The organism is Paeniglutamicibacter selenitireducens (assembly GCF_051550675.1).
Lineage (GTDB): Bacteria > Actinomycetota > Actinomycetes > Actinomycetales > Micrococcaceae > Paeniglutamicibacter.
The window spans coordinates 293223-317516 of sequence record NZ_JBPULF010000001.1 but is presented as its reverse complement, the minus strand read 5'-3'; the positions used below and the strand labels follow the sequence as shown (position 1 = coordinate 317516).

The 24294-nt window shown below is 63.8% G+C and carries 32 protein-coding genes; 7 read left to right on the top strand and 25 right to left on the bottom strand.

Annotated elements, in window-relative coordinates:
- Window positions 1-98 precede the first annotated feature (98 nt).
- The 3 genes from soxR (at window position 99) to ACSYDW_RS01450 (ending at window position 1844) form a co-directional block, all read left to right on the top strand.
- A complete protein-coding gene (gene soxR / locus ACSYDW_RS01460; protein ID WP_438336925.1) occupies window positions 99-569 on the top strand; it encodes a redox-sensitive transcriptional activator SoxR in 471 nt (156 codons plus the stop codon).
- Window positions 570-644: 75 nt separating this feature from the next.
- Window positions 645-1163, top strand: a complete 519-nt coding sequence (locus ACSYDW_RS01455; RefSeq protein ID WP_438336924.1) for a flavin reductase family protein — start codon at window positions 645-647, stop codon at window positions 1161-1163.
- 51 nt (window positions 1164-1214) lie between these two features.
- Entirely contained in the window at window positions 1215-1844 is a 630-nt protein-coding gene (locus ACSYDW_RS01450) for a superoxide dismutase (protein WP_438336923.1), read from the top strand.
- 83 nt (window positions 1845-1927) lie between these two features.
- Here ACSYDW_RS01450 and ACSYDW_RS01445 read toward each other — a convergent pair whose 3' ends face one another.
- On the bottom strand, window positions 1928-2707 hold the full coding sequence (locus ACSYDW_RS01445) for a LysE family translocator (protein WP_438336922.1): 780 nt from the start codon (window positions 2705-2707) through the stop codon (window positions 1928-1930).
- 183 nt (window positions 2708-2890) lie between these two features.
- Between ACSYDW_RS01445 and ACSYDW_RS01440 the strand changes: the two genes are divergently transcribed.
- Window positions 2891-3337: an Lrp/AsnC family transcriptional regulator gene (locus ACSYDW_RS01440; RefSeq protein ID WP_438336921.1), complete on the top strand. Its 447-nt coding sequence runs from the start codon at window positions 2891-2893 to the stop codon at window positions 3335-3337.
- 353 nt (window positions 3338-3690) lie between these two features.
- On the opposite strand, the gene ACSYDW_RS01435 is transcribed toward ACSYDW_RS01440, so the two are convergent.
- On the bottom strand, window positions 3691-4248 hold the full coding sequence (locus tag ACSYDW_RS01435; RefSeq protein ID WP_438336920.1) for a hypothetical protein: 558 nt from the start codon (window positions 4246-4248) through the stop codon (window positions 3691-3693).
- 123 nt (window positions 4249-4371) lie between these two features.
- Window positions 4372-4662 carry a hypothetical protein gene (locus tag ACSYDW_RS01430; protein ID WP_438336919.1) on the bottom strand — a complete coding sequence of 97 codons (291 nt, stop codon included), beginning with the start codon at window positions 4660-4662 and terminating at the stop codon, window positions 4372-4374.
- A 128-nt stretch (window positions 4663-4790) separates the two neighbouring features.
- Here ACSYDW_RS01430 and ACSYDW_RS01425 point away from each other — a divergent pair, with 128 nt between their 5' ends.
- The 3 genes from ACSYDW_RS01425 to ACSYDW_RS01415 all read left to right on the top strand — a co-directional run bounded on the left by ACSYDW_RS01425 (window position 4791) and on the right by ACSYDW_RS01415 (window position 5964).
- Window positions 4791-5264 carry an Ltp family lipoprotein gene (locus ACSYDW_RS01425; protein WP_438336918.1) on the top strand — a complete coding sequence of 158 codons (474 nt, stop codon included), beginning with the start codon at window positions 4791-4793 and terminating at the stop codon, window positions 5262-5264.
- Between the two features lie 329 nt (window positions 5265-5593).
- A complete protein-coding gene (locus ACSYDW_RS01420; RefSeq protein WP_438336917.1) occupies window positions 5594-5773 on the top strand; it encodes a hypothetical protein in 180 nt (59 codons plus the stop codon).
- On the top strand, window positions 5770-5964 hold the full coding sequence (locus ACSYDW_RS01415; RefSeq protein ID WP_438336916.1) for a hypothetical protein: 195 nt from the start codon (window positions 5770-5772) through the stop codon (window positions 5962-5964). The genes ACSYDW_RS01420 and ACSYDW_RS01415 overlap by 4 nt, the downstream gene beginning before the upstream one ends.
- Window positions 5965-6034: 70 nt before the next feature.
- Here ACSYDW_RS01415 and ACSYDW_RS01410 read toward each other — a convergent pair whose 3' ends face one another.
- The 22 genes from ACSYDW_RS01410 to ACSYDW_RS01305 all read right to left on the bottom strand — a co-directional run bounded on the left by ACSYDW_RS01410 (window position 6035) and on the right by ACSYDW_RS01305 (window position 24283).
- Window positions 6035-6379, bottom strand: coding sequence for a hypothetical protein (locus tag ACSYDW_RS01410; protein ID WP_438336915.1), 345 nt, complete (start codon window positions 6377-6379; stop codon window positions 6035-6037).
- Between the two features lie 9 nt (window positions 6380-6388).
- Window positions 6389-7132, bottom strand: coding sequence for a peptidoglycan DD-metalloendopeptidase family protein (locus tag ACSYDW_RS01405; RefSeq protein ID WP_438336914.1), 744 nt, complete (start codon window positions 7130-7132; stop codon window positions 6389-6391).
- 27 nt (window positions 7133-7159) lie between these two features.
- A complete protein-coding gene (locus ACSYDW_RS01400) occupies window positions 7160-7516 on the bottom strand; it encodes a hypothetical protein (RefSeq protein ID WP_438336913.1) in 357 nt (118 codons plus the stop codon).
- A gap of 6 nt (window positions 7517-7522) precedes the next feature.
- Entirely contained in the window at window positions 7523-7945 is a 423-nt protein-coding gene (locus ACSYDW_RS01395) for a hypothetical protein (RefSeq protein ID WP_438336912.1), read from the bottom strand.
- Window positions 7938-8138, bottom strand: coding sequence for a hypothetical protein (locus ACSYDW_RS01390; RefSeq protein WP_438336911.1), 201 nt, complete (start codon window positions 8136-8138; stop codon window positions 7938-7940). Before ACSYDW_RS01390 ends, ACSYDW_RS01395 begins: the two co-directional genes overlap by 8 nt.
- The gene (locus tag ACSYDW_RS01385; protein ID WP_438336910.1) at window positions 8135-8395 is read right to left on the bottom strand and encodes a hypothetical protein; all 261 of its coding nucleotides are present in this window, start codon (window positions 8393-8395) and stop codon (window positions 8135-8137) included. The genes ACSYDW_RS01390 and ACSYDW_RS01385 overlap by 4 nt, the downstream gene beginning before the upstream one ends.
- 17 nt (window positions 8396-8412) lie before the next feature.
- Entirely contained in the window at window positions 8413-10152 is a 1740-nt protein-coding gene (locus ACSYDW_RS01380; RefSeq protein WP_438336909.1) for a hypothetical protein, read from the bottom strand.
- A 1-nt stretch (window position 10153) separates the two neighbouring features.
- A complete protein-coding gene (locus ACSYDW_RS01375; RefSeq protein ID WP_438336908.1) occupies window positions 10154-11242 on the bottom strand; it encodes a hypothetical protein in 1089 nt (362 codons plus the stop codon).
- Between the two features lie 8 nt (window positions 11243-11250).
- On the bottom strand, window positions 11251-12219 hold the full coding sequence (locus tag ACSYDW_RS01370) for a hypothetical protein (protein WP_438336907.1): 969 nt from the start codon (window positions 12217-12219) through the stop codon (window positions 11251-11253).
- Between the two features lie 9 nt (window positions 12220-12228).
- Window positions 12229-13026: a hypothetical protein gene (locus ACSYDW_RS01365; protein ID WP_438336906.1), complete on the bottom strand. Its 798-nt coding sequence runs from the start codon at window positions 13024-13026 to the stop codon at window positions 12229-12231.
- 59 nt (window positions 13027-13085) lie between these two features.
- Window positions 13086-17273 carry a phage tail protein gene (locus tag ACSYDW_RS01360; protein ID WP_438336905.1) on the bottom strand — a complete coding sequence of 1396 codons (4188 nt, stop codon included), beginning with the start codon at window positions 17271-17273 and terminating at the stop codon, window positions 13086-13088.
- A 15-nt stretch (window positions 17274-17288) separates the two neighbouring features.
- On the bottom strand, window positions 17289-17567 hold the full coding sequence (locus ACSYDW_RS01355) for a hypothetical protein (RefSeq protein WP_438336904.1): 279 nt from the start codon (window positions 17565-17567) through the stop codon (window positions 17289-17291).
- Between the two features lie 95 nt (window positions 17568-17662).
- On the bottom strand, window positions 17663-18055 hold the full coding sequence (locus ACSYDW_RS01350) for a hypothetical protein (protein WP_438336903.1): 393 nt from the start codon (window positions 18053-18055) through the stop codon (window positions 17663-17665).
- Window positions 18056-18159: 104 nt separating this feature from the next.
- Complete coding sequence (locus ACSYDW_RS01345; protein WP_438336902.1) at window positions 18160-18972, bottom strand: phage tail tube protein; 813 nt, start codon at window positions 18970-18972, stop codon at window positions 18160-18162.
- Between the two features lie 69 nt (window positions 18973-19041).
- Window positions 19042-19476, bottom strand: coding sequence for a hypothetical protein (locus ACSYDW_RS01340; protein ID WP_438336901.1), 435 nt, complete (start codon window positions 19474-19476; stop codon window positions 19042-19044).
- A complete protein-coding gene (locus ACSYDW_RS01335) occupies window positions 19469-19741 on the bottom strand; it encodes an HK97 gp10 family phage protein (RefSeq protein WP_438336900.1) in 273 nt (90 codons plus the stop codon). The genes ACSYDW_RS01340 and ACSYDW_RS01335 overlap by 8 nt, the downstream gene beginning before the upstream one ends.
- On the bottom strand, window positions 19741-20094 hold the full coding sequence (locus ACSYDW_RS01330; RefSeq protein WP_438336899.1) for a hypothetical protein: 354 nt from the start codon (window positions 20092-20094) through the stop codon (window positions 19741-19743). Before ACSYDW_RS01330 ends, ACSYDW_RS01335 begins: the two co-directional genes overlap by 1 nt.
- A 9-nt stretch (window positions 20095-20103) precedes the next feature.
- Complete coding sequence (locus ACSYDW_RS01325) at window positions 20104-20679, bottom strand: hypothetical protein (RefSeq protein WP_438336898.1); 576 nt, start codon at window positions 20677-20679, stop codon at window positions 20104-20106.
- A gap of 109 nt (window positions 20680-20788) precedes the next feature.
- A complete protein-coding gene (locus ACSYDW_RS01320; protein WP_438336897.1) occupies window positions 20789-22036 on the bottom strand; it encodes a phage major capsid protein in 1248 nt (415 codons plus the stop codon).
- A 67-nt stretch (window positions 22037-22103) separates the two neighbouring features.
- Window positions 22104-22724: an HK97 family phage prohead protease gene (locus ACSYDW_RS01315; RefSeq protein WP_438336896.1), complete on the bottom strand. Its 621-nt coding sequence runs from the start codon at window positions 22722-22724 to the stop codon at window positions 22104-22106.
- Window positions 22725-24113, bottom strand: coding sequence for a phage portal protein (locus ACSYDW_RS01310; RefSeq protein ID WP_438336895.1), 1389 nt, complete (start codon window positions 24111-24113; stop codon window positions 22725-22727).
- The gene (locus tag ACSYDW_RS01305; protein ID WP_438336894.1) at window positions 24113-24283 is read right to left on the bottom strand and encodes a hypothetical protein; all 171 of its coding nucleotides are present in this window, start codon (window positions 24281-24283) and stop codon (window positions 24113-24115) included. The genes ACSYDW_RS01310 and ACSYDW_RS01305 overlap by 1 nt, the downstream gene beginning before the upstream one ends.
- Window positions 24284-24294 lie beyond the last annotated feature (11 nt).

The window sequence follows — 24294 nt, the reverse complement described above, 5'->3', positions numbered from 1 at the left end:
ATCGAAGGGTGGATGATCTGGACCCCTCCTTGTGACTTTAGACGAAAAGGCGGCGCTCTGAAATGCGCCGCGCACGGCCCCGGGCGGAGAATGGACTGATGAACACCGAGGAAAACGTTTCCCACGACCTCAGCGTGGGCCAGCTGGCGGCCCGGTCCGGCGTCGCCGTTTCGGCGTTGCATTTCTACGAGCGCGAGGGGCTGATCCAGTCCTGGCGGACCTCCGGAAACCAGCGCCGCTTCGACCGCAGTGTGCTGCGGCGAGTGGCCGTGATCCGGGCGGCCCAGCGGGCGGGCATCCCGCTGGGTGCAGTGCGGGAGCTCTTTGCCGGGCTGCCGGCGGACGGGGCGCCGAGCAAGGAGGACTGGCAGGCGATGTCCGTTGCGTGGCGCGAGGACCTGCAGGAACGCATCCACCAGCTGCAATCCCTGCGCGACGGGCTCGGGGGTTGCATCGGCTGCGGTTGCCTGTCGCTGGCCGAATGCGGGTTCGTGAACCCCAACGACGTGATGGCCGATTCCGAGGGCGGGGCACTACTGTTTCGCGAAAAGAAGGGCGATTTGACCTAAACCTTGGTTGAGGTTCTAGCGTGGAGGTCATGAGGGGCGCACCGCAGCGACTCGCCACGAGAGGATTCACCCGCAGTGCAGACACAATTCGCCGAACGGACCATGGCCGACCAGTTTCGTGCGGCCTTTGGCAACCATCCGGCCGGGGTGGCGATTGTGACGGCAACGGGGGACCTTGGGCCCGCGGGAATCACGGCATCGTCGGTGATCTCTGTGGCTGCGGATCCGGCCTTGGTCGCGTTCAACGTCGCGGGTGACAAGGGTTCGGCGCACGCGATCCTGCATGCGGAAACCATCCTGATCCATCTGCTCACTGCCGACAACGCACAAGTTGCGGCGCTTTTCGCGAGGCCCGGTGACGAGCGCTTTTCGGACATGGAGAATTGGGAGCAGCTGGCATCGGGGGAGCCGCTGATCCACGGACTCGGCACTGTCCTGCGATGCAGGATCCAATCAAGGACCCCCGCCGGCCCGGCCACCGTGGTCATCGCCTCGGTCGTGGAAGTCATTGACCGCGAATCCACAGCCGCCCCGCTTGTCTACCACCAGCGCGGCTACCACAGCATCGGCGAGCATTCACGACTCGCCGTTTGATCGCTTCCGCTTCAGGGACCGATTCAGCACGTCACTACTTGAGGAGTCATTTTGGCTATTTATACCTTGCCTGAGCTGCAGTACGACTACGCGGCGCTGGAGCCGAGCATTTCTGCGCGGATCATGGAATTGCACCACAGCAAGCACCATGCGGCGTATGTGGCGGGTGCGAATGCGGCGTTGGAGCAGTTGGCGGAGGCTCGGGAGAAGGGTGAGTTCGGGAGCATTCCGAAGTTGTCCAAGGATTTGGCGTTCCACTTGGGTGGTCACACGAACCACTCGATTTTCTGGAACAACCTTTCGCCGGAGGGTGGGGACAAGCCGGAGGGTGAGTTGGCTGCGGCGATCGATGATGCGTTTGGTTCGTTTGATGCGTTCCGTGCGCATTTCACTGCTGCTGCGATGAGCTTGCAGGGTTCGGGTTGGGCGTTGTTGGGGTTCGAGGGGCTGGGTGGCCAGTTGGTGATCGAGCAGTTGTATGACCAGCAGGGCAATGTTCCGGTGGCGACGACTCCGTTGTTGATGCTGGATATGTGGGAGCATGCGTTCTACCTGGATTACGTGAACGTGAAGGCGGATTACGTGAAGGCGTTTTGGGACATTGTGAATTGGGCGGATGTGTCGGCTCGTTTTGAGGCTGCGCGTGCGGGTGCTGCGACGTTGATCGTCCCGGGCAAGTAACACCTGCCTAGGGTCGCACCGGAGCGGGGTCGGGCGACGAATCCACGGATTCGCCGCACGACCCCGCTCGGCGGTTAAGTGGGTTACGCGAACACGACCGCAAGCAGGGATCTGACCGAGTTCAGGACCGTCGGGGCTTGCTCAACCACGAGCACAACGCCGAGCCCGATCATGACAAGTCCGCTGAAGAGGGTGACAAGGCGTGCCGCTGTGGGTCGCGAGCGCAGGAGAACCCGGGCGCCAATGGCAACGCCCGAATAGATAAAGATGGAAAGGGTCATGTGCGACAGCCCGAAGATTGCGGTTTGCGCCGGCACCGAAAGGGCAGCGTCGGGACGGACGAACTGGGGGATCAGGGCCAAGTAGAGCAGCAGTGCCTTCGGATTTGTGCCGCTGGTCCCCAGACCGCGGTAGAACGCCGGGCCGAAGAAGCGCTCCGTCGGTTCGCCGGCAGCCTGCAGGGGGAGGGTGCGTGCCTTCACTGCTGTGCCGCCTCCCGGCCCGGAACCCGTGTCCCATGTGCCTGCAGTGCCTGCCGCGCGAACTTCCTGGTCCTGGGCCGGTGCAACGCTGAAGCCTGCTCCCCGCCAGCTCCTCGCCGTTGAAATCCCGAGCCAGAGGAGGTATGCGGCGCCGGCCAGGGTCAGCATCGACAGTAGCCCGGGCGAGCTTGCGATCAGGGCCGCCATTCCGGCAACGATCAGCAGCGTATGAAAGACATAGCCCGTGCACAATCCGGCGACGGCGGAAGCCACGCGGTACCTGCCCAACCCCGCCGCGATGGCATACGCCCAGTCGGCTCCCGGCGTCATGGCGAGCGCAAACGAGACGAACAAAAAAGCCAGGTAGACCTGCGGATCCACGGTGATTCCCTTCAGCTTGGAACTTACCGGGTAAGCATAGGAAAAATCACGCGAGAGGTGCTTGCAAGTTCTGTCTGTTCAAGCACGATTTGTAGAAGCAATCTCTTGCAATGACTCATTTGACGATAGAATCTTGCTCAAGGGCCTGTACGCTCGATAGAAGATCGCGATTGGAGTGCTGGTTTGGACGGAATTGATCGCGCGATACTGCGCCATCTGCAAGAGGATGGTCGGATGACGGCGACTGCACTGGCCCAGGAAGTCGGCTTGACCCTGGCCCCTTGCCATCGCCGCCTGCGGGAACTGGAGTCCTCGGGCGTGATCCGTGGCTACCGGGCGGACGTGGACCCGTCAAAGATCAACCTTGGCTTCGAGGCTTTGGTCTTTGTCACGCTCAAGGACCGCCAGAACCTGAAGGACTTCGAGGGAGAGGTGGCGCGGAGCGCCCAGATCGTGGAGGCCCAGAGGCTCTTCGGGGATCCGGATTTCCTTTTGCGGGTGGTGGTGTCCGATCTTCCCGCCTACCAGCGCTTCTACGACGAAGTGCTCGTTGCCTTGCCCGGCGTCGAGAAAGTCACCAGCACCATCGTGATGAAGCACCTGAAGCCGGGTGGCAGGCTTCCGATCTAGGTGCCGTGCGGATCCCGGTGAGGATCTTCGGCGTCCTCGGCCCGTCAGACGGGTTTGAGCTTTTGCCCGGACGCCTGGAACGTGAGGATTCCCCCCCAGGTAGACCATCCACGGCCAAAGAACGAAGCGGCACCCGCCAGGAAAGTCCTGGTGGGTGCCGCTTTCTCGTGGTGCCCCCGGCGCGATTCGAACGCGCGACCGACAGATTAGAAGTTTCCACCACCCTCGAAACACGGGTTTCGCCTCGTTCCGCAGACGATCAAAAACCGCAGAATCTCGGCAATTTGCGTTTCCTGCACTTCGCTACCGTTCGCCCACTTTCACGAAAACTGTGGTCAAAACTGTGGTCAATTTCAGGACGGCCGCTTCATCAACTTGTCGAATTTCCTCACCGCAATTCTGTCCGCCTCCCCGTCTTTTCGCCAGGCCTTGAACCGCCGCTTGATCTGCCACCAACGGATGCCGAAATCAGCAGACAATATCTCGATCAGACGTTCTCTGGTTGCGAACCACTCGGCTTCATATTTTGGCAACTCTCCGTAGCCAGGCTTTGACCCGATCGTGCTTTGAGATGCAGCACATTGGTAGTAGGTAATCGCGGATGCGACGTGTTTCTTGGCAGCGGCAAATGAACCTTGGTCCCAAACCAGTTCCCAAGTTCTCATTAGCAGGACGAGCTGATCCTGGTGCTGCTTCAGCTCGGGCAAAGTGTGACGTATCACCCGATCTTCTTCTGGGCCGAACTCTTCGAGGTACCCGTCATGAAGTTGCTGCGCGTGGAAGAGCAATTCCGCACCCAGCTGTCGCTTATCGCGCATTGATTTCGCCCGGAACTGCCAGACAACGCCAGCTAGGCCAATGAATGCACCGACCAAGGCGCCGACCAGGCCGGCAACAATCTCGCTATTCATGGCTTCGACCTCTCGAAATGGTAATCTTCATGCGCTCATCATATGAGGCGTCGTCGCCTGGCGATGGCAGACAGTGCTGCCGCGATAGACCCGTGAAGCCACGGATACCACTGGGGCGTGGTCCTACATTTCGCCTTGCTCGATCCGCCAAATGATGTCATCTGCGCTGGAGGATTCGTGCCATCGCGATTCCCGCCAGGGAATCTTGACCGCGTGCTGGCTGTCCATCCACAGGCTGTGCAGATTGTTCTTTTCGTCGAACCAGTTGGCCAAGAACTTGTTGCCTTCCCAGGCATGCGCCTGGCCGTCCACGGTCGAACCGTCCTCCAGCGTGATCCGGACATATGGTTGGCGCCCGCCCGGGTATCGGTGGCACTGGCCGGAGGTGGGCATGTATCCGGGGTAGTAGGCCATGCCCCGATTCTAGGCCGAGGTTGCGGAGCGGTAACACCTTGCCCTGCTGGGCGTGTCATTGATTTCGGCGCAACTGCTCCTGTCGGTACGATCGACATGTTTATCCATCACTTGTAAGGAAATACCCCATGAAGAAACTGGCATCACTCGCACTCATTGCCGCTCTCGGATTCGGACTGACTGCATGCTCGGACACTGCAGGAGCAACCGGCGCGGACTCCTCGGCATCGAAGTCCAGTACCTCGGCCAAGGCTGCTGACAAGCCCAAAGAGAAGGCCGAGAAGAAGGAAAAGGATGTCCCGACCGAGTACAAGTCGGCATTGAAGAGCGCCGAGAACTACTCCGACATGATGCACATGAGCAAGGACGGCATCTACGATCAGCTGACCAGCGAATACGGTGGCAAGTTCTCCAAGAAGGCCGCCCAGTACGCGGTCGACAACGTCGAAGCCGACTGGAACAAGAACGCGCTGGAGTCCGCGAAGAGCTACCAGGACACCATGGCCATGTCGCCGGAGGCCATCCGCGACCAGCTGACCAGCTCATACGGTGGCAAGTTCACCAAGTCAGAGGCTGCCTACGCAATCAAGAACCTCGACTAGTAGCCGAGCTCAACGAACCCCCAGCCTGCCCGGGAAGCCGGATGGGTTGGGGGTTCGTTTTTTGTTGGATCGAAGTCCGGAGTTTTCCTTATTTGATTGTTGACACTGTCGGTATAGCTCGCTATACTTTTTATATCAACGAAAGGAGGAATGAGTGGTAGAAATATTGGGACTGGCAATCGCCCTAGCATCCCTGATCGTGGCAATCATCCAGATGATCGCCACATGGCCCCGCAAGGGCAAGGGAAAGCATAGGAAGTAACCAGAAGGTGACCGAGCTAAAGAAAGTAGCTCGGTCACCCGCCCCCAGTATATCCACTCGAAAAGTCATGAAGTATTTCAAGCACCCCCTCGTAGTAACCGTCATTGTGGCAGGTGCCGTCATCGGCGCTGGCAGCATCCTGTTCAGCGACAGGTACCCCGGGCTGTGGCTCGGACTCATCGCGGCCTGGTTCGTGGTGGCCGGGCTGTCTGCCTACGCCATCAGGAAGGCGGTGAAGGAGCAGTGAGTATCCTCGATCGGATCCAGGTTGCGGGTAACGCGAAAGCCGAAGCGCAGGCGCTCCTGGACGAGCGCACCGAGGCACTGAACGAACTGGTGCGCGAAGCCTGCGCGGAAGGAATCACGGCCGTGCGAATCGCCGAGGCAAGCGGGCTGTCCAAGCCGCGGATCTACCAGATCCGGGACCGCCGCCGGTAGCCTCGCGCTTCCTCCCGCAACGCAAGAATGGCCCCACCCCTTCCGCGAGGAAGGAGTGGGGCCATTCTAGTTACTGCTCGATACGCAACCCGGGAAGCGTGGTGCCGGGGATCGGCTGCCGCTGCTCCGGGGTGGTCTGGTCTTCGTCGCCGTCCGTCGTCGGCGAGTCATAATCCGGGGCTTCGGTGTCCAGAGTTTCGTGGCGGCCGTCGCTGCCGGGCACGTTGGCGCCCGCGGTGAACCCGAAGCCCGTGGCCACGAAGCCAAAGACCGCGAAGGCAACTGTGAGCCAGACGGGCTGGCCAACCTGGGCGGACGCGAAGCCAACCTGGATCGCACCGAGGGTCAGGCCGATCAGTGCGAAGGTGATGTAGAGCTTGCGGCGCAGCGGGCCGGTGAGGATGTCGGTAAGCATGTGGACCTCCTAGAGTCCTAGTCGTTTCTGGGTGATGGGTCCAGCGACACCGTCCTGGCGGAGTCCGGTGCGGCGCTGGAAGTCGCGGACGTTGGCCTCGGTCTGTGCGCCGAAGACGTTGTCGCGGGTCTGCTTGGAGTAACCCTGCTTGTGGAGGGCTGCCTGAACCTTGCCGACGGTCGGGCCCTTCGATCCGCGCCGCACGGTCGTGTACTTCTTCGGCTTGGCGGCGGGCTTCGATGCGGGCTTAGCCGGCGGCCGTGGCTTCGGCTTTCCGGCCGGGGCGATCACCGCCGGCGGCTGCAGGCGCTTCTTCTCCCCGGGCCTCTCCGTCTTGAAGTGCACGCCGCGCTCGGCAAGCCACTTCAACGGGTCGACCAGGCGATCCTTCGCGTCCCACACCTCGAAGTGGCAGTGAATGCCCGCGGCCGCAGACAGGCCGACGTGGTCCATGGTGGCGATGTGCTCGCCCCTCTTGACCTTGTCGCCCTTCCTGACCTTTGATCCGCTCACGTGCCCGTAGAAGGTCAGGTAGCCGTCGCCGTGGCGGATGCCGGTGTGGTAGCCGTTGCGGCCGGGCACCAGGTTGTTTCCGGCGAACTCGACCACGCCGTCATCGACGGCGCAGATCTTCGGCTGTTCGCCCGGGCGGATCCCGGCGAAGTCGATCCCGGCGTGCGAGTAGCCGCGCCAGTCCTGCCAGCCGAACGTGTCGGTCAGCCGGGCGCCGGCGACCGTGGGTAGTGCGACCACGATGGGCCTCCTTAAAAGTGGAAGCCCCTAGGCAATTGCCTTGGGGCTTGTGGATTCGGTTTCGAGGTCTGGCCAGGGCCGCAGGGCGGGCGGGGTCACCCCGTGCTCCATGCAGTCCCGGCGCAGCGCAGCCGCGTAGTCGGCGAGCCGGTTGCGGTTGCGGGCTTCCATGTCGGCTCGCACCTGGCTGGCATCTGCCCGGGCCCGCTCCCGCTCGGCGTCGGCCCAGGCCTCGTTTCGCTGGGTCCTCATGTCCGCGTTGCGGACCTTCTCCCGGCCAGCGGTTCCGGAGAAGAACTTGATGCATGCGCTGACGATGGACTTTAGGATCGCTCCGCCGGTACCTGCCCCCAGGATGGTGATGATGAATTGCGGCGTGTCCACAGGCCCCTACCTTTCGGGGTCGAAGGAATAGCGCCTGATGCGGAACCAGCGGGCGGCGAAGTGAAGCGCCGCGATCGCGACCATGAGCAGCTGCGTCAGGCGGTTGCCCGATTGGGCGATGTCCAGCGAGAAAAGGTTCACCCCGTAGATGGACGCAGCGCCGAAGCAGGCGATGGTCGCCGCCCGCTCGAACAGCCACCAGCCCGGAAGCACCGTGGCGGCGCCCAGCAGGCCGCCACCGAGCAGGAGGATGGACCAGTAGAACGTGAGCCCCGCCCCGGCCGTGGCCTCGATGCTCCGGGGCGGATTCATCAGTGCCAGGTAGCCGGCGGCCGCGGCGCACAGGTAGATGACGAACTGCAGGACCGTCACGATCCGCGGCTCCTGGATGCGCAGCCACACGGCCAGCGTCCAGTGCGGGCTACGCATCGGCCGTCCCGGTCCGTGGCGGTGCCGGCTTTGGAGAAGCCGGTGTTTCCAGCTCGGCGATGCGCCGGTTGGCCGCAGTGTTCTGCTCTTGCGCGGTGGCCAGCTGAGCGGCGAGCGTGGCGGCCTCCAGCTGGGCATTGGCGAGCCACTGCTGGTACTGGCGAATCACGGCTTGCATTTCATCGGGGGTCACGGGGCGCTCCTCAAGGATTGGACGGCGGTGCGGATCATGGCATCGGTGATGACTTCCTCATCCGCGCCGGGGTTGGGGGTCTTTGCCTGGACAGCGGTTGCGTAGCGGTCGGCCCAGCCCGGCTGCGATGCCAGTACCCAGACGCGGGCGGGCCCCCAGGAGTCGGGCTGGGTGATGCCTTCCAGGGCGGCACATGCGGTGATGCGGCGCATCAGGTAGGAGTCGTAGGCCATGTCGGCCACGGTGTTGTAACTCATTCGTGGGGCCTTTCGTTTTATGAATCGGTGAACCAGCTGACCGCGTCGAAGATGTAGTAAGTCCCGACGGTGCCTGAGGTGCGCAGCTCGAGATCGCCGTTGGACCTCACGATGAGCATCCCCGCAGCGGCCACGCTGTTCGATGTGATTGGAAAGTACTTCCAGTCGGTGGGGGCAAACCCGGGCGGGAGTGTTGCGAATATTGATCCAGCGCTTGCGGTGAACCCCGCGCCGTTGATGCCCCAGTTGAGGTAGGTTCGGTTCCCGTCCTTGCGTGCTGTTGGGGGCCGCCCGCCCTGCATGGTGAAGCCGGGTTTGATGGTGCAGTTGATGTTGCCGGTGTTGGTGCTGATGTCCCGGCCGTTGGCGTAGATCTTTGTACCGCTTTGAAGCCAGATGTCCTTGGCGGCGGTGATGAAGACTGCCTCTGTCATCGACTCCAGCAGGAGTTCCTTCTGGGCTTCCATCCAGAAGGTGTTGCCCGCCTTCTCGTAGATGCTGGCAGGGCTAGAGATCCAGGCGATGCTCTTGTTGGGGACCAGCTCGATGTTGGCGTTGGTGGCAAGGATCGGGTTTCCCCCGGCGAGCGCGGATCCGATCGACATGATGCCTTGCGCTGCCTCGGTGGGGGCGGGGCTGCGAAGTGTGAGCTCGTGGTCGATCATGTCGATGGACAGTGCGGTGAGGGAGCCGGGGAGTGCGGACTGGGTGGTCGCGAATTTGAGCGAGCCGCCGTACATGCTGTCGACCCCCAGGGTGACGGTGACTCCGGAACCTCCGGCGGAGACCGTCGAGCCGGTGATGGTTGCACCTTCGATGGTGGATCCGGCCCGGATCCGGCCAAGAAAGGACACGTCGCCGGTCGCCGAGGACAGGTCGAAGGTCTGGGTGCCGACAGTGTTGTAGGCAGCGATCCCCGCGTCGGTGAATTTCACTCCGCGGTTCGGTGCTGTACTGGTTTGTATGATCGCGCCGGTGATTCGCATGCCGTCGATGGCGTTGGCTTCGAGTTGCACGCCCTGCAGCTTGCCGTAGGTGCCTTGGGCGATGTTCACCAGTGGCAGCATGGTCTCGCTGATGGGTACGTTCATCCACGCGTTGCCGTCCCAGCGCCACACTGCCACCTGGGTGCCGGAACCATCCAGCTCGTTCCACAAAGCGTTCAGGGGCTTGCCCTCGGCATCGGCCAGGGCTGGAGGCCGCGCTTCCACCGTGATCTTTCCGTCGGCCGTCGAGGATGCCAGATCATCCGGTGTCGCTTCCACTACCTCGGACGGGATCGAGCTCTTCCCCGACAGGCTCCGGGCCACCAGCCGCACGTAGTGCGGGATGGCCTGCAACGGGGAGATCACCACCTCGTCGCCCAGCTCGCCGCGGATCGTGGCACGCAGCGTGGACGTGGTCGAAGCATCGAAGCCCGGATCCGTTGAGACGTGGACTTCGACCTGCTGGAAGTCCATCGGGGACAACGCATCACCGGCAAAGCGGCCGGACCAGCGAACCGTGAGCGACAGCGGCCCCGGAGTCACACCGGGCGGTACGGGCGCCGGCGGCGGCGGTCCACCCAGGGTCACTTGGGCGTGGGTGCCGTCGAACTGCTTTCCCCAGGAGGAGACCAGCGTACCCATGCCGTCGTACTCGAGGACCGCGCCGTCCTCCAGGGAGGTGTGGGCCAACTGCGGGCCGCCGGACAGGCCGGCCATCTGCCGCTTGAGCGCGTTGAGTTCACGCGCCAGCATTTGCACCGAAGTTGCCATGTCACACCACCTTGTCTGCTCGAGCCACGGAGATGGTGGCAACATTGGACTCTGGCTTGAACCCGATGGACAGGACCCTGCACCACAGCGCCAGCGGCTCGGACCACCCTGGAGCCGTCTCGATCAGGATCTCGTCCCCGACCTGGTAGGTCCCGTACTTCGCATGGTCATGATCGCGAACATCGATCTGGGTAATGTCTTCACTACCGAGGCGCCATGCCACCTCACGGCCGGCCCGAGCCACGGCGTCCTTCACCGCACGGATGTTCTTGTCCATGACCACCACGGGGCGACGGAGACGACCGGAGTTCCTGGACAGAGTTCCGCGGATCATCTCCCGCCCCTCACCAGCCCCCAACACAATGGCCTCGTCCGCATACTCAGACCCGTCATAGTCGATGGGCGGGGCGAGCCCGATGTTCTCACCAACCACGAACCGCAAGTCCGTGCGCCGGCGGCCGAGACGCGGATACCCCAACACCAGCCGATGCGCGATATCCTCACCGGCCCACACGTGCTGCATGCGGTACTCGAAGGGGGTGTCCGCTGCCAGCTTGTCGAACTCCGCGCCGAGGTCGTGGTCCTGGAACCAGATCAACCGGTACGGGTCTTTCGCGTCCGGGTCGTTCGGGTCATCCCCGATGCGAACCCGCGAGCTCGTGGTGTCTGGTTTGATCCCGAGGTTGCCGTTTTTGTGGTCCTGGATGTGTTCCCAGATGTGGCGGGCGATGTCGAGCGGGTCTTGTTTTATGAAGACCTTTTCGGAGGTGTAGGGGATGCCGGCGGCGTAACCGGTGAAACCTACACAATCCAGCTTCAGCTCCGGCGTGGAGTCATCCAGATCCACCAGGATCGCGCCGGCCCGGATCTGGCCGTCGCACTCCGCGTAGATCGCGGTGGACCACGGCACGAGGAGTGGAGCGTCTCGGGACTTGAGACGGGCGATCTCCGGGGATATGCTCCCGGTGATTCCGCCGGGGCCGGAGAGGTCTTCGGTCAGTTCCACGCCGGAGAGGGGAACTTCCCCGTCGAGCCCGGTTTCGGTGCCGTCGCCATTGAGACGACGGGCGATGTAGCGCCACCCGGCCATGGGGTCTCCTAGTCTGCTTGTTCCATGAATTCCACATACAGGTCGATGCCTGATCCTGCGTCGATGGAGAGTCGTGCGCTGGTTGGTCCAGAGATGAAATTCCCGCGGGGGTAGAACTTCTGGCTCGTGCCACGCAGCGCCGCGGGAATGTACTTCTGGTCCGGTACCCGGTACAACTGGCGGGTCCATCCGCCAGCGTTCTGCGTGTCGTACTTGATCGCCTGCGTCTTGAAGTTCGCGGGGTTGGCCGTCGGCCCGACCTGCACCCAGAGGAATCCGACTGCGCTGCCCTGCGGGGTTCCGACACCAGCCCACGTCATGATGATCTTGCAGTAGGTAGCCCACGACGGGATATAGATCTCACCCCATGCGGCTTCGGTCTCCACGGGCCACGTTTGCCCGCCATCGGGGAAGGCACCCGTGTTGCCGAGGATGGCGCCTTGCACCCCCGTGAGCTGCAGGACACGCATCTCGGTTCGCCTGCGTGGCTTGGCGACCTCGCGGATGTCGGTGATCATGGCCTGGGTGATGGTGGCCGTGTTCGCTGGCTGGACGATCTTGGCCAGCGGCACGAACGGGTAGTTCAGGTTCGTGATCGAAGGCACCAGCACGAACGGGTCGTAGCGGAACGTCAACGGGTCTTCGTTGCCGAGATTCCCACCGTATTCCGGGTCGATGATCCTCTGGATCAGGTAGCTGGTGGCGCCGCCGCTGGATCCCGTGGCCGGGACGTTCACATCCTCGGCCGAGACCATGAGCGTCCCGTACGATTGGCCGGCCCCGCCGGGGTAGTCGTTCGGCAGGGTGGCCCCGCCCGGGGCCACCCTGACGGCGGCACCGGGAGTGGGCAACGCCGTCACCTTCAGGTCACCCGGCAGCGTGATGCCGCGGGCACCGCCGGTTTCCTTGAATGCCTGGGCTCGCGCCTGCGCTGCAGAAAGCTTGGCCCCATCAATGGCCCATGGCTGTAGTGCCATCGTTTGCTCCTAGAATCCGTAGTAGGTGGGCCGCCACTGCACGGTTGCCGTGGCGGTCCCGGAAGAATCGGCGCCGCCGAAGACAACCTCGGCGGGGCCCGGGCTGATACGTGCCTCTGCTAGCCGGGTCTTGCGTGAAAGCGCCCCAGCCAAGTTCGCCCCGTCATTGCGTCTTGCCGTCATGAGGCGGGTATCCACGGTCGCCGCCTGGTCGTATGCCAAGGTGGTCAGGAGTTTGACTTCCCGACCGGAAACCCTGACGTAGGGGTCGGTGATCGGCCCGTTGAACGTCACGATGAATGGGGCCGGAGCATCGCCCCCGACGTCGCTGATGACGCCCTGGCGTTCCCCACCGGATTCCGTCATCAAGGGCCACGTCGTCGGCAATACGACACCGCCTCTGGACGCCGTGACGATGTTCAACTGGAGCGAACGTAGCTCGTCGTCGTAGTGCCACGGGTCGGCCGTCTGAAATTCCCCGGATGCCAGCGCCACGCCGGCGGCCAGCGACCGGGTGGTCTCCGGGGTGAAGTCACGCGGCCGGCCATAGACCAACCGCGTGCGCCCGCCAATCGAATACCGAAGCGTCTGCATCGCGCCCGGGATCCGATCATCCTTCATCCATGCACGATGCAGATCCCCCCGCACGGCGAGCGCGGTGGCGGTGTCTTTCGACCCCACCGCGAAATCAAGTTTCCAGAGTCTGCCGGAGCGGTAGTCCCTGCCGAAGTTGATTCCGTCGCCCACCGGGTTGGGGGAGTCTTGGGTTTGCCAAGCGTCCGTTCCGGTGTCCAGGTTGGAGACCATGACGGGCCGGTGCCGGCCCGTCACGATGCCTCCGATTTCTATGTCCCCGTCGGTGAGGATCATCGCGGTTTGCCTCCTGCCATTACTCCGCCGCGGTCTAGCCGCTTCAGCTCGGCGACCAGCTGATCGACCACGTTCTTTTCAGTTCCGGGTGCGACGCCGCTGATCTCGATCTTCTCGATGTAGATGCCGCCTGCAGCGCGGGCAGCGCTCTTGACCGTCATGCCGAGTACCTTGCTGCCCTTGGTGACATCTGGAATATCTACGAGCTTGCCGATGTCCCTGTTCATGGCAGGAGCTGCCTTCTTGACGCCTTGGCTGATGCCGGCCGGGATCATCCGGCCGACCTCGCGGTCCATCACCCTCGAGGGGGAATGGGTGTCCAAGTTCTTCTTGACCTCCTTGGTGAGCAGGTCAGTCAGATGCTTGGCAGCCGCCTTGAGCTTGCTGTCGTCGGCCTTCAGACCGTTGATCAGCCCGCGCTGGGCGTCGAAGCCGATCCCGTAGAAGTCCTCAGCGACATGCTTACCGGCCTCGCCGGACCACTTGGTCAGTGAGGAGTAGTCTGCGCTGAGGTCCTTCATCTGCTGCTTGGATCCGCTCAGCAGGGCATTGGCAACCTGGGTGCCGGCCTCGGTGCCGTACCCTGCCACTTCCTGGACAAGCCCGGTTGGCAGGCCGGCCTTGATCAGATCCTTCAGCTTTCCGGCGAACACCTTGGTCTTGGCCGCCAGAGTCTTCACCTGCCCGGCCACGGAAGCAAAGGTGGTCTTGCCCTTGATCGTGTCGCCGAACGCGTTCTGAGTGTCCTGCCCAAGACCGGCCTTCAAGTCCAGTTCCCCCATCAGGGAGGACTGGACCTGCGACTGCATCTCCAACATGGACTTCAGCTTGCCGTTGGCCTTCTCCAAGCGCCCTGCGATGACCTCGCGAGCCTTGGCGATATCGGTGATCGTCGCCGAAAGCAGATCCTTGGACGTGCCCCTCTTGAACTTCCCCTTTCCGCTGAGGGCCGCCAGCAGCCGATCGGTGCCAGCCCCGGCGCCCTTCGCCCAAATCGCCTTCGTTGTCTTCGCCTGGGCGTTGATGAGCGCCTGGGCCTTCTTCGCCCCGGCCCGCTGCGCCTTCAGATTCTTCTTGGCCTGCTTCTCAGCGTCTGCCGCCGACAGGGACCCGAGGGAATCCTTCTTCTTCCCACCCAGCTTTTTGTTGTCCGCAGCGATCTTCTTGTTCGCCTGGACGCGGGCCTCACGAATGGCCTTCGCCTCCGCGGCGATCGCCTTCTTCGACGCCGAGGCACCGAGCTTGTTCTTGGCAAGCTTGGTCGCCTCGGCCGCCGTGATCGAACCGAGGGAATCCTGCTTCTTCTTCCCCAGTGATTTGTTGTAGTCGGCGATCCTCTTGTTGGCTTTGCGGCGCTCCTCCTGCAGCCGTTTGGCCTCGGCCTTGATGCCGTCGGAACCGGCCTTGGCGACCTTCTCCGACAGCTTCTTGACCGCGTCCACAGCCTTGGACGCCGACTCGGTGACACCGATCCCCAGACCCTCGGAGACCCACCGACCGAACTGCTTGAAGACCTTCGACGGGGAAGCGATCCCCAGGAGCGCTTTGGCCCCGTTGATCGCCCCGCCGACCACGTCACCGACGGCATTGATGGCGCTCTGTGCCATGTCCTTGATGCCGCCGATCAGCCCCTGAATCATCTGGGTGCCGATCGTGGCCAGCTTCCCGGCGATATCAGACAGGCTGCCGGTGATCTTGCCCGGCAGGCCAGTGAAGAACCCAACCACATCGCCGATACCGTTCGAGACAGACGACGTGATCGCAGACCAAGCACCAGACAGCGTCGTCTTGACCGCGTTCCATGCGGCCGTCCATCCGGCCTTGACGTTGTTGACTCCGCCGGTGACGGTGGAAACCACCGCCGCGATGGCACCGGAGAGCAGCGCCTTGATGCCATTCCAGACACCGCCGAAGACGGTCTTGATCGCCGTCCAGGCACCGTTCCACAGGCCAGTCACCACGGCCAGTCCCGCGGTGATGACACCCTGGATGAGAGCCCAAGCTCCTGTCAAGATGCCACCGATGGCCGTCCAGATGCCCTGGAAGATGTTCTTGATCCCGTCCCACACCAGAGACCAATTGCCCGAGATGACCCCGGTGACCACCTGAATGACACCCTGGATCACCTGCATGACGCCCGTGATGATCGTTGCCACCGCGCCGAACACCGTGGTGATGACTGGGAGCAGCGCCTGGATGACCGGCATCAGCACGGCCAGCAGCACGTTGACCACCGGCATGACCGCGCCGAGGATCGCCGTGAACGCCGAGACTACGATCGGCAGGATCGTGGAGGCCAGCTGGATCAGGATCGGCGCCAGCGAGGACACCAGGGTCATGATCAGCGGGGCGAACGCGGAGACCAGTGTCGTGACCAAGGTGATCACCACGGGCAGGATTGCCTGCACCAGCGTGGTGAAGACCGGCACGATCTGGGCCAGCAAGGTTTGCGCCAGTGGCATGAGCTGCGCCAACAGGCCGCCGACCATGTTGGCCAGCATCGAGACCATGGCACCAATCTGCGGAAGCAGGGGGGCGATGGCCTGGAAGATGATCGAGAGCGGCGAGAAGTTTGTAACCAGACTCAGGATCTGCGGAACCAGTGGCGCGAACGTGGCGGCAATGTCCGCGACCATTGGGCCCAGGAAATCGAAGGCGGCCCGGGCGACCAGCCCGACGCGCTCAAAGGCCCCTGCTAGCCCGGAGGACGTGACATCGGTGCCGCCGGCTTGGAAGGCCGCGACCATGGCGCGGACCCCGCCGGAGACCTCACCTACTAGCGCGGTGAAGGGTGCCAGCTTGGAGCCCATGGCCGAGAAGTCGATGCCGTCCACAAGCTTGGCAACCGCTGGCAGCACGTGCGTGTTGATCGCGGTCGCTGCCAGGGTCAGGACCGGCAGGAACTTGTCACCGATCGCCGACTTGATGTTGACCCAGCCCGCGGCCATGCGCTGCTTCTGGCCCTCGAAAGTGTTTGCTTCCTTGGCGAAGTTGCCGTGGGCGTCGGCGGTCTGCTTCATGATCAGCGACAGGGTCGCGGCCTGCTTGGCCTCATCGGAGAGGTTGCCGCCGACGGCCTTGAAGCCGAGGGCAGCGGCTTCGGCCTTGATCTTCGCGTCGTTGAGGCTGACGCCGTACCGCTCGATCGGGTCACGTTCGCCCTTGAGGGCCGCGGACAAGGCCTCGACTGCCTCGCGGCTGGAGCCACCAAACATCGAGGACAGGTCAGCTCCGAGGCCGATCAGCTTGTTGGTCTGGGGTGCCAGCTGGTCCATGGCGGTGCCGCCATTTTTCAGCTGGGAACCGATCAAGGTTCCGAGCTCGTTGAACTCGTTCTTGGTCAGGCCCACATCGTTCTGTGCGGTCTTCGACCACTTGGCCATCTGGCCGGCCGAACCCTTGAACACGGACTCGATGGCACCCACCGACTGTTCAAGCTGACCGGCCCCCGAGATCGCTGACCCGAAGAAGTCCTTGATCTTGTCGACAGCAAAGACTGCAGCGAGGGCGCCCAGAGCGCCCTTGAACGCGGTGCCGAACCGGGACCCGGATTCGCGTCCGCCGGCGTCTGCACGGGCTGCCGCCTGCTCGCTGGCCCCGTCCACGCTTGAGCGCATGGAGCCAGCGAGCTTGGCCTTCAGCCCGGCCCAGCCACGTACGAAGCGGCCGGAGGCCTGCTCCGAAGAGCTGCCTGCGTCCTGCGTTGCATCGGCCAGGGCACCCTGGGCGTCGGTCAGCTGGCTTGACGAAGTTGCCGTCTTGGACTGCGCCTCCGCCAGCTTGCGCTGGGTGGAGGCCAGCCGTTCCTCGGCGGCCACCACGCGGGCGGAACCGTCGGCGCCCTTGGACCTGGCTTCGGCCAGGGCAGCTTCCGCGACCTTGACCTTGCCCGCTGAATCCTGCTCGGCCAGCCGTGCCCGGGACAGCGCCTTTGAAGCCGACGCCACATTGGCCGAGAGCTTCTTGGACGCATCCGCGCCCACGTTGCCGGCGGCGCGGCCGAAGGCACTAGAGAACGATTTGCCTCCGGATCCTCCGGCCGCCTGGGCGCCCTTGGCGAACGACTTCCCAAAGCGGGATGATGCCTCTCGGCCAGCGCCGTCAACCTCGGCATTGGTTTTGGATCGGAATCCCTTGAAAACCGGGAAGATCGAAACCTGTCCGTTGCCAACTTCACTTGCCACGAATCCTCACCCCTTTCACCCGAAGGCGCTATTTCTTGCCAGATCGGCGCGTGCATCGGCCCGTTCTTCGGCCGTAACTTCGGGTACGGCGTTCTCGCTTGGCCACGGCCATTCCAAGGTGAAGATCGGATCGTCCTCGTTCTTGTGGATGTTCACGAGCTTCGCGAACGTGGCCATCTGGTAGAGGTCCATCCGGCTGGCCGGGTAGGTCCAGTTGTTGATGGACATGGTCAGATGCGAGCCGTGGTCCAGCTGCAGCTGCTCGACCAGATGGACGGCTTCTCCGTAGCTCACCGACTTGCCGACTTCGAGCAGGCTGATCTGGAATGACTTGCGGAAGTCGTAGGTCAGCGCGGGGCGGTGCTCCTCGATCAGTCGGAGGAGCGCTGCTATTTCCCCAGGCTCGCGCCCAGACGCTCGCCCAGAGCCTCGGAGTAGGTCATGACAAGGCCGATGGCCTCGGCGCCGTCCTTCATGTTTTCGAGCTGCCTGACCACGTCGGCAGGGATCACCTCGTCAAGCAGGAAGTCCATGATCACGTCGTCGTCCTGGTCTTCGATCTTCATGAGCTTGCGAATCGCGCCCAGCGGGATCCGCAAGTCGAGGCTGATCTCTCCCTCGGAGGTCTGGCACTTCAGGGTGTTTTCAACGACCAGTACTGCAGGCTTCGGGCCCGGCTCTGCCTTGGGCTTGTTCTTGCCCTTTGCCGCGGGCAATGGCTTCTCCGCAACAGGCTCGGCGGTGGTTTCAACGTCAACGTTCGTGGTTTCCTTGGCGTCCATGGTGGCGCTCCTTCGCAGTGTTCGATGGGAGGTGATGGGTTATGCCGAAGGCCAGCACCCACCCATCACGGGATGCTGGCCTTCGGTGAATCGGGGCGGGGCTGTTAGCCGCGCGTGTAGGCGAACGTGGCGTTGCCGTTCGGGGTCGACACCGTGATCTGCGCCGAGCCGGCCGAACCGGCAGGCACCACCGCAGTGATCGAGGAAGCCGAGACGACCTGGAAGCTGGTCGCATTCGACGCTCCGAACTTCACGCCGGTTGCTCCGGTGAAGCCGGTGCCCGTGATCGTGACGGTGTCGGATGCCGCGGCGCCGGACGGCGTCGCCGCGACAATGACCGGCTCCACGGTGTCGCCCGGGATCAGCCACTCGCCGAAGTGCTCGTTGTTCACCAGCGGGGAGCGCTCGATCTTTACGGTGACCTCGTAGCCGAGGACGTTGCCGCGTTCGTTCTTGTCTTCCTTGACGGACTTGATTCCGACGACCGGGGCCCAGCGCCGACGGATGACGCGGTTCTTGAAGATCTCCTCGGTGAAGACCGAGTACTGGGTGTCGGTGCCGCCGGCGTCGATGGTCATGTAGCCGTTGGCGTCGGCGGTCTTGCCGCGGATGATGGACCGGACGATCTCGTCGGTCTGGGCCAGCTTCAGCACCAGCTCCGCGGTGGCCAGGCCGGTGGAGAGGGAATACCCGTCCTGCCAGAAGGTGATGGGATCGCCGTCTGCCTCGAGGGTCCACTCGAAGCCGCCGTCCTCGGTCTGCAGACCGGGCTTGCGGAAGGCCGGGTCCAAGGTGAAGGAACGGGACGCTCCCTCGGCCGGGGTGGGGCCGGCGGTGCCGACCGGTGCGAAGCCGATGTTTCCGGTGATCGGAATACCGACTGCCTGGATATCATTTCCGGCTGCGTCTGCTGCCATGGTGTTACTCCTTAAACAGTGAAGCCACCCACAAGTGCGGATGGCTGAATGAACTAGTGATCGGGCTATTTAGTTGTTGAGTACTTCCCCGACCATGGAAAACGAGATCGTGAAGTACTGCACCGGCTGGGTGCCGGGCTCGGTGGCATTGAACGGACCGCTCGAGGAGACAAGCGCCGCCACCGGGTTCCCCGGCTGGGTGCCTGCCACGTTCTCCAGGAACGCCAGCACCAGCCCCGCCAGATCCTCGGCGGGGCCCGGGTCGTCCAGGTCATCCCCGGCCCGAACCCGAACCCCCACCGTGACCTCACGGGTCACCGCGCTGGTCCGCACGCTGCCATCGACCCGGAGAACCACGGCCGTATCCCAATGCCCCGCCGCTGCCGGCGGCTCGCGCCCACCCACAAACACCCGTGGGAACCTGTCATCGGCGAGCGCGGTGAGTTCGGTGCGGATGTGGTGGCAGAGGTATCGGAGGGGTTTGGGTGGGAGGACCTTAGCCATTTTTCTTGACCTTGTTGAGGGCGCGGACGAGGTTGCCGGTCTTGGATTCGATGATGATGGCCTTCCAGTCGGTCGCTACGACGAGGGCGACGTTTCGGTGCTCTACGGTCTTGGTGATGACTTTGATGCTGTCGCGGTAGTCTTCGGTGTCGGCTGGGGCTGTTGCCCGGGCTTCGGCCGCGATCTTCTCCGCTACGTCTACGCAGAGGTTGGTGACTTCGGCGGATTTGCCGAGGCGGTCGAAGAATGTGTCGTTGAATTCCATCAGGCGGTTGCGACTTTCCTGAGGCCGAATTCGCTGCCTGGGGACCATCCGGTGAATCCGTTGCGGTGGTCCTGGATTTCGCCGGTGACTTCCCAGAGGCCGGAGCGTGCTTCGATTCGGTCGGCGGGGAGTACATCGGCGCCGGTTTCGCAGTAGAGGCTCATCTGGGTGGTTACCTGTGTCTGGGTCGTGGTGACGGTTTCGACGCTGGAGGAGGGCTGGATGGCGACGCCTTCGAGGAGGAGCCGGTTGGGGTTCTTCCAGCTGCCGGCGACGGGCTGGCCGGAGACCGGATCTTCGACGAGGGTGCGGCGCAGGCGGGTGACGGTTTCGCCGTGTGCAAGCGGGAACATGGTTTCTCCTTAGAGTCGGAAGCTGGAGAGCATGGCCAGCTCGGATTTGAGGAGGACCATGCCGCCGGCGACGCCGGGGGAGGTGTTCGCCCAGGTGACTGACATTGCCCCGGCCTGCTCGCGTGTGGCGCCCATGGGGGATGCCATGGTGCGGGCGATGACGGAGAGGATCATGGTGACGATGTCGGGCACGTCGTCAATGCCGTGTACGGCGGTGACTTCGACGTCGCGGAAGTGCGGCGACCAGGAGCCGTGCATGCGTTCCAGCAGGCCCATCTCCGACCAGCGGTAGTCGGTGCGGTAGGTGAGCTCTTGGCCGCCGTCGGTGACCTTGAGGACGTTGGCGATGTGGAGCGTTGGGAGGCGCTGGATACGCCCCCCGCGCCCGTCAAGTATGAAGCTCTCTTCACGGGCGGGGGAGACGTGCCAACCGCAGTGCCGTCGCACGGAGGCGACGGCACCGGCGATGAGCAGCTCAGAGCGTGGATCAGTCTCCTTGATCTTGCCCTGGGTGAAGTCCCTCAGGGTCTGTGGGGTGATTGAGTCCAGATCCATCGTCGGCAGGGTCACTGGTGTTTCGGTCATCGGTGGCCTCCTGTCTACTGAGTGCTCGGTTCGGGGCGCGGCGAACCGCGGTTGAAGGGCGGCGGGGCTTGGGGTTCCCCGCCGCCCGGTCGGTGCTCATGACCGCAACTTAGGCTGCGGTCTTGAGGATCTTGAACGCATCCGGGCGAACGACGTCGCCGCCGACGCGGGCACGGACCTTGAATCCGATCATGCCCTCGGTGGAGTACAGCTCCACGAGACGCTGGATCGTCATGCCCAGGCGGTCGTAGACGCGGTAGCCGGCCTGGAAGTCGCCGAAGAGGGCGACGGCCTTCTGGGCTGCGATCGCCTCGACGTCTTCCTGGTTCGCGATCGCGTAGCCGCGGAAGGTGTTCGGGCGGCCGGCCTGCACGGAGGGCTGCCACAGGTACTGTCCGTTGCCGTCCTTGACGGTGGATACCGCAAGCTCGGTGGTGGACGCCATGAGGAAGGTTCCGTTGCGGCGGTACTGGGCCTTGACGCCGTAGATCAGCCCCTGCAGATCATCGACCAGGACGCCGGGGGCGTTGGCGCCGGTGGTGCCGTAGGTCGATGCGGTGGAGACGTTCGCGGTCACGCCGCCGGCCGCGGAGAACAGGCCCACCGGCGTCTTGCCGGCGTGGCCCAGTCCCTTGACGAATGCGGCGTCTTCGGCCTCGCCGATCGCGCGGCCGAAGGAATCGGTCAGGTACATCTCGAGGTTCACATCGGTGTCGTCGAACTCGTCCTCACCGATCTTCGCCAGACCGTACAGGTCCTCGATGTAGGTCCACTCGTCGGTCGGGGTATCCGGCATGGAGTCGGTCAGCGTCTGCTGCGCCGTTTCCAGCTTGCCCCAGCCCACCGAGACCTCGTCCATGGAACGACGGCGGATGCGGTTGGTTCCCACCGGGCGCTGGGAAGCCAGGGCGCGAATCACCGTCAGGTCCGGCAGGGACCGGAGGATCTCCGTTTCCAGATCCTCCGGAACGAGGATCTCGCCCGCGGCGTTCTGGACCAGGGCGCGCTGCTCCGGAGCTAGGCTCCCGCTACCGCTGCGTACGAACTGCATGAACGCGGATCGTCGCTGCTGGGCATCATCGCCGGAGTCCTGGGTGCCGGCGCCGCGCTGGTGCTGCTGGCCGCCGGGCATCTCCGGACCGTTGAGCGAACGTGCCTGCTCGGCCTCGACGGCTTCGAGGGCCTCGGCACGGGCAATGCGTTCGTTGACCGAACGGAACGCCTGCTCGTGGTTGTTGTAGGTGTTCTGCTCTTCGCCGGTGAGGTTGCGGTTCTCGGCCTCGGCGACATCGTTGACAGCACGCAGGCTCTCGACGATCCGGGCACGCTCCTGGCGGAGTTCAATGCTGGTAGCCATTGGGTTCCCCTTTCAAGGAAATACTTCTGGTTGACCCGTGCCCGGATGGGAACGGGAGATGGTGGGGCTAGAGCTGGGACTGGAAGTCCAACAGCTGCTGCCGACGGCGAGCGCGTTGGGCGAAGCCGTCGTCGGGTTGGGCGAGGTGGGCCTGGGCGATGGACCGGAGCTCGGGGGAGACTTCGGAGTTGGAGCGCAGGCCCGCGCTGGTTTGGGTGTAGGCCGGGAAGGTGACCGCCGAGACGTCGCCGCCGTCGAGGTCGAACTCATGAACTATGTGCAAGTTGGCCGACCACTCGTCCCGCACGACCCAGAATCCGAAGGACATCTGGGTGAGGTCGCCGCGCTCCAGGAGCTCGGCGAGGTCGCGGGCGTAGGAGACGTTTGCCATCTGGGCGTCCACCATGACCCCGTCCGCATCCTCGGTGAGACCGAGCGTGCTGGAGGTCGTGCGGGCGAGCAGGCGGTTCGCATCGTGGTTGATGAGGAACCGGACGTCCGGGGCCGCGGCGAGCGTGCGGGACGCGGCGCCGGGGTTGACGATCTCTGACCAGCCACCGAAGTCCACCGAGGTGGACCCGTAGACGATGGCCCGCCCGGTGAAGTGCAGCTTGCCGGTGTCTTCGTTGGCTGCCCGGATCTGGATCTCCGAGAGGTCGAAGGCGCGTCGTTCGAATGTGCGCTCCATTTATGCACCTTCTTCCTGGGTGTTTGGGTCGGTGAGTGTTTGCGGGATGCCGGCTATTCCGCTGGGGTCCAGTGGCACGCCGCCGTCCGCGAGGATCTTTCGGGCCTCTTCGACGGAGATGACCTTGCCGACGCCGAGGTACATCTTCTGGATTACCTCGGCAATGGCGCGGGCCTCGGCCATGCCGGATGGCTCGGACCCGTTGGACATGTTCAGCGGGGTCAGGTAGACGTCGCCGGCGGCCCCGATGGGATCGAGGTCTTCCATCCGAAGGACGTCGTTGACGGAGTAGTAACCCCATTGGCGGCCCTTGGTGTAGCCCTCGTGCCGCGCTTGGCTGTCGCCGCGGAGCAGGCCGTTGACGTTGAACTTCATGTACATGCCCTTGTCGCTCACCGGGTCAAAGAGCCGCTTGGTGACTTTCTCCAGGCGGGTGATCCATGGGACCAGCGAGCCGGTGACGTACTCGAGCGATTGCTGCTCGATGTTGGAGAAAGTCGCGCGTTCCAGGTCGCCGACCTTGTGGGGCGGCACACCGAAGATCGCGGCGATCTCCGACCGTGAGAGCTTGTACACGTCGAGGAAGCTGGCATCCGCGGGGGAGAGCGTTGTCTTCTCCCACTTGGCGCCGCCTTCGAGGATGGCCAGACGGTGCGAATTGGTGAAGCCCTCGTGCAAGGACTTCCACTGTTCGCCCAGGCGGTCGAACTGCTTGTCGCTCAGCTCTCCGGCCACCGACACCAAGCCGCCAGGGGATGCGTCCCGCGCGAAAAAGCCGCCGATGTAGGACGTGGCCGCGAAGCTGGTGCCGATGTGCTGGCGTGCCATGGCGATCGGGGACAGTCCCTTCACTCCGAGGCCGAAGCCGCGGTAGTGGAGGATCTCTCCCGGGTGGGCCACGTAGCCCTGTTTGACCGGGACGTACTCGGCATCCTGGTCCGGGCTGAGCTTGTAGAGCAGCTTGCCGCCGGAACCGATCTGCACATCGACGTTGGCCGGGCTGATCGGCCAGAGCGCGATCGGCAGGCCAGCACGGTTGCGCTCCACGTAGGAGCATCCGTTGCCGGCCAGCAGCATCCAGCCCATCATCGTGCGCCAGTACTCGCCCGAATCGATCTGGACGTTCGGGGCCTCGGTGAGGAGGTCAGCAAGCCGGTGGTCATCAGCCTTGGTGCGGTAACCCGGGTTCTTCTGGAACAAGTTCACCGGCAAGGCTGCCACGTCCTCGGCGAGCGTGCGGACCGATGCGTACACGGTGGCCACCTGCAGGGACTTCTCCGGGGTCACCGTGACCGATGCCGCGGTATCCGTGCCGGAGACCGAGGGCATCGACCGGCGGCCGGATCGGATCTGGGGCGCCTTGGAAAACGCATCGCGGAGAAGCGCCATCAGGTGCCCACCTTCGCGTTGCCCACCAGGAGAAGCCATGCGCCGATAACCAGGAGGCCCAGCGGGATCCAGATCATGAATCCAGCAGAGGCGATGGCCACGACGCCGAGCATCTCGCACAGGAGCTGCAGGAAGCGCAGGTTGAACCTAGATCGCGAGGGCGTAGTCATCTTTCGTCTCC

Bases quoted from the DNA above. Each gene is read 5' to 3' on its own strand.
- ACSYDW_RS01425 (WP_438336918.1), top strand. From the start codon at position 4,791: ATGAAGAAACTGGCATCACTCGCACTCATTGCCGCTCTCGGATTCGGA.
- ACSYDW_RS01325 (WP_438336898.1), bottom strand. From the start codon at position 20,679: ATGACCGAAACACCAGTGACCCTGCCGACGATGGATCTGGACTCAATC.
- ACSYDW_RS01370 (WP_438336907.1), bottom strand. From the start codon at position 12,219: ATGGCACTACAGCCATGGGCCATTGATGGGGCCAAGCTTTCTGCAGCG.
- ACSYDW_RS01385 (WP_438336910.1), bottom strand. From the start codon at position 8,395: ATGAGTTACAACACCGTGGCCGACATGGCCTACGACTCCTACCTGATG.
- ACSYDW_RS01410 (WP_438336915.1), bottom strand. From the start codon at position 6,379: ATGCTTACCGACATCCTCACCGGCCCGCTGCGCCGCAAGCTCTACATC.
- ACSYDW_RS01435 (WP_438336920.1), bottom strand. From the start codon at position 4,248: ATGAATAGCGAGATTGTTGCCGGCCTGGTCGGCGCCTTGGTCGGTGCA.
- soxR (WP_438336925.1), top strand. From the start codon at position 99: ATGAACACCGAGGAAAACGTTTCCCACGACCTCAGCGTGGGCCAGCTG.
- ACSYDW_RS01340 (WP_438336901.1), bottom strand. From the start codon at position 19,476: ATGGCTAAGGTCCTCCCACCCAAACCCCTCCGATACCTCTGCCACCAC.
- ACSYDW_RS01335 (WP_438336900.1), bottom strand. From the start codon at position 19,741: ATGGAATTCAACGACACATTCTTCGACCGCCTCGGCAAATCCGCCGAA.
- ACSYDW_RS01310 (WP_438336895.1), bottom strand. From the start codon at position 24,113: ATGGCGCTTCTCCGCGATGCGTTTTCCAAGGCGCCCCAGATCCGATCC.
- ACSYDW_RS01365 (WP_438336906.1), bottom strand. From the start codon at position 13,026: ATGGTCTCCAACCTGGACACCGGAACGGACGCTTGGCAAACCCAAGAC.
- ACSYDW_RS01430 (WP_438336919.1), bottom strand. From the start codon at position 4,662: ATGGCCTACTACCCCGGATACATGCCCACCTCCGGCCAGTGCCACCGA.
- ACSYDW_RS01315 (WP_438336896.1), bottom strand. From the start codon at position 22,724: ATGGAGCGCACATTCGAACGACGCGCCTTCGACCTCTCGGAGATCCAG.
- ACSYDW_RS01350 (WP_438336903.1), bottom strand. From the start codon at position 18,055: ATGGACGCCAAGGAAACCACGAACGTTGACGTTGAAACCACCGCCGAG.
- ACSYDW_RS01420 (WP_438336917.1), top strand. From the start codon at position 5,594: ATGAAGTATTTCAAGCACCCCCTCGTAGTAACCGTCATTGTGGCAGGT.
- ACSYDW_RS01320 (WP_438336897.1), bottom strand. From the start codon at position 22,036: ATGGCTACCAGCATTGAACTCCGCCAGGAGCGTGCCCGGATCGTCGAG.
- ACSYDW_RS01375 (WP_438336908.1), bottom strand. From the start codon at position 11,242: ATGGCCGGGTGGCGCTACATCGCCCGTCGTCTCAATGGCGACGGCACC.
- ACSYDW_RS01345 (WP_438336902.1), bottom strand. From the start codon at position 18,972: ATGGCAGCAGACGCAGCCGGAAATGATATCCAGGCAGTCGGTATTCCG.
- ACSYDW_RS01305 (WP_438336894.1), bottom strand. From the start codon at position 24,283: ATGACTACGCCCTCGCGATCTAGGTTCAACCTGCGCTTCCTGCAGCTC.
- ACSYDW_RS01380 (WP_438336909.1), bottom strand. From the start codon at position 10,152: ATGGCAACTTCGGTGCAAATGCTGGCGCGTGAACTCAACGCGCTCAAG.
- ACSYDW_RS01330 (WP_438336899.1), bottom strand. From the start codon at position 20,094: ATGTTCCCGCTTGCACACGGCGAAACCGTCACCCGCCTGCGCCGCACC.
- ACSYDW_RS01395 (WP_438336912.1), bottom strand. From the start codon at position 7,945: ATGCGTAGCCCGCACTGGACGCTGGCCGTGTGGCTGCGCATCCAGGAG.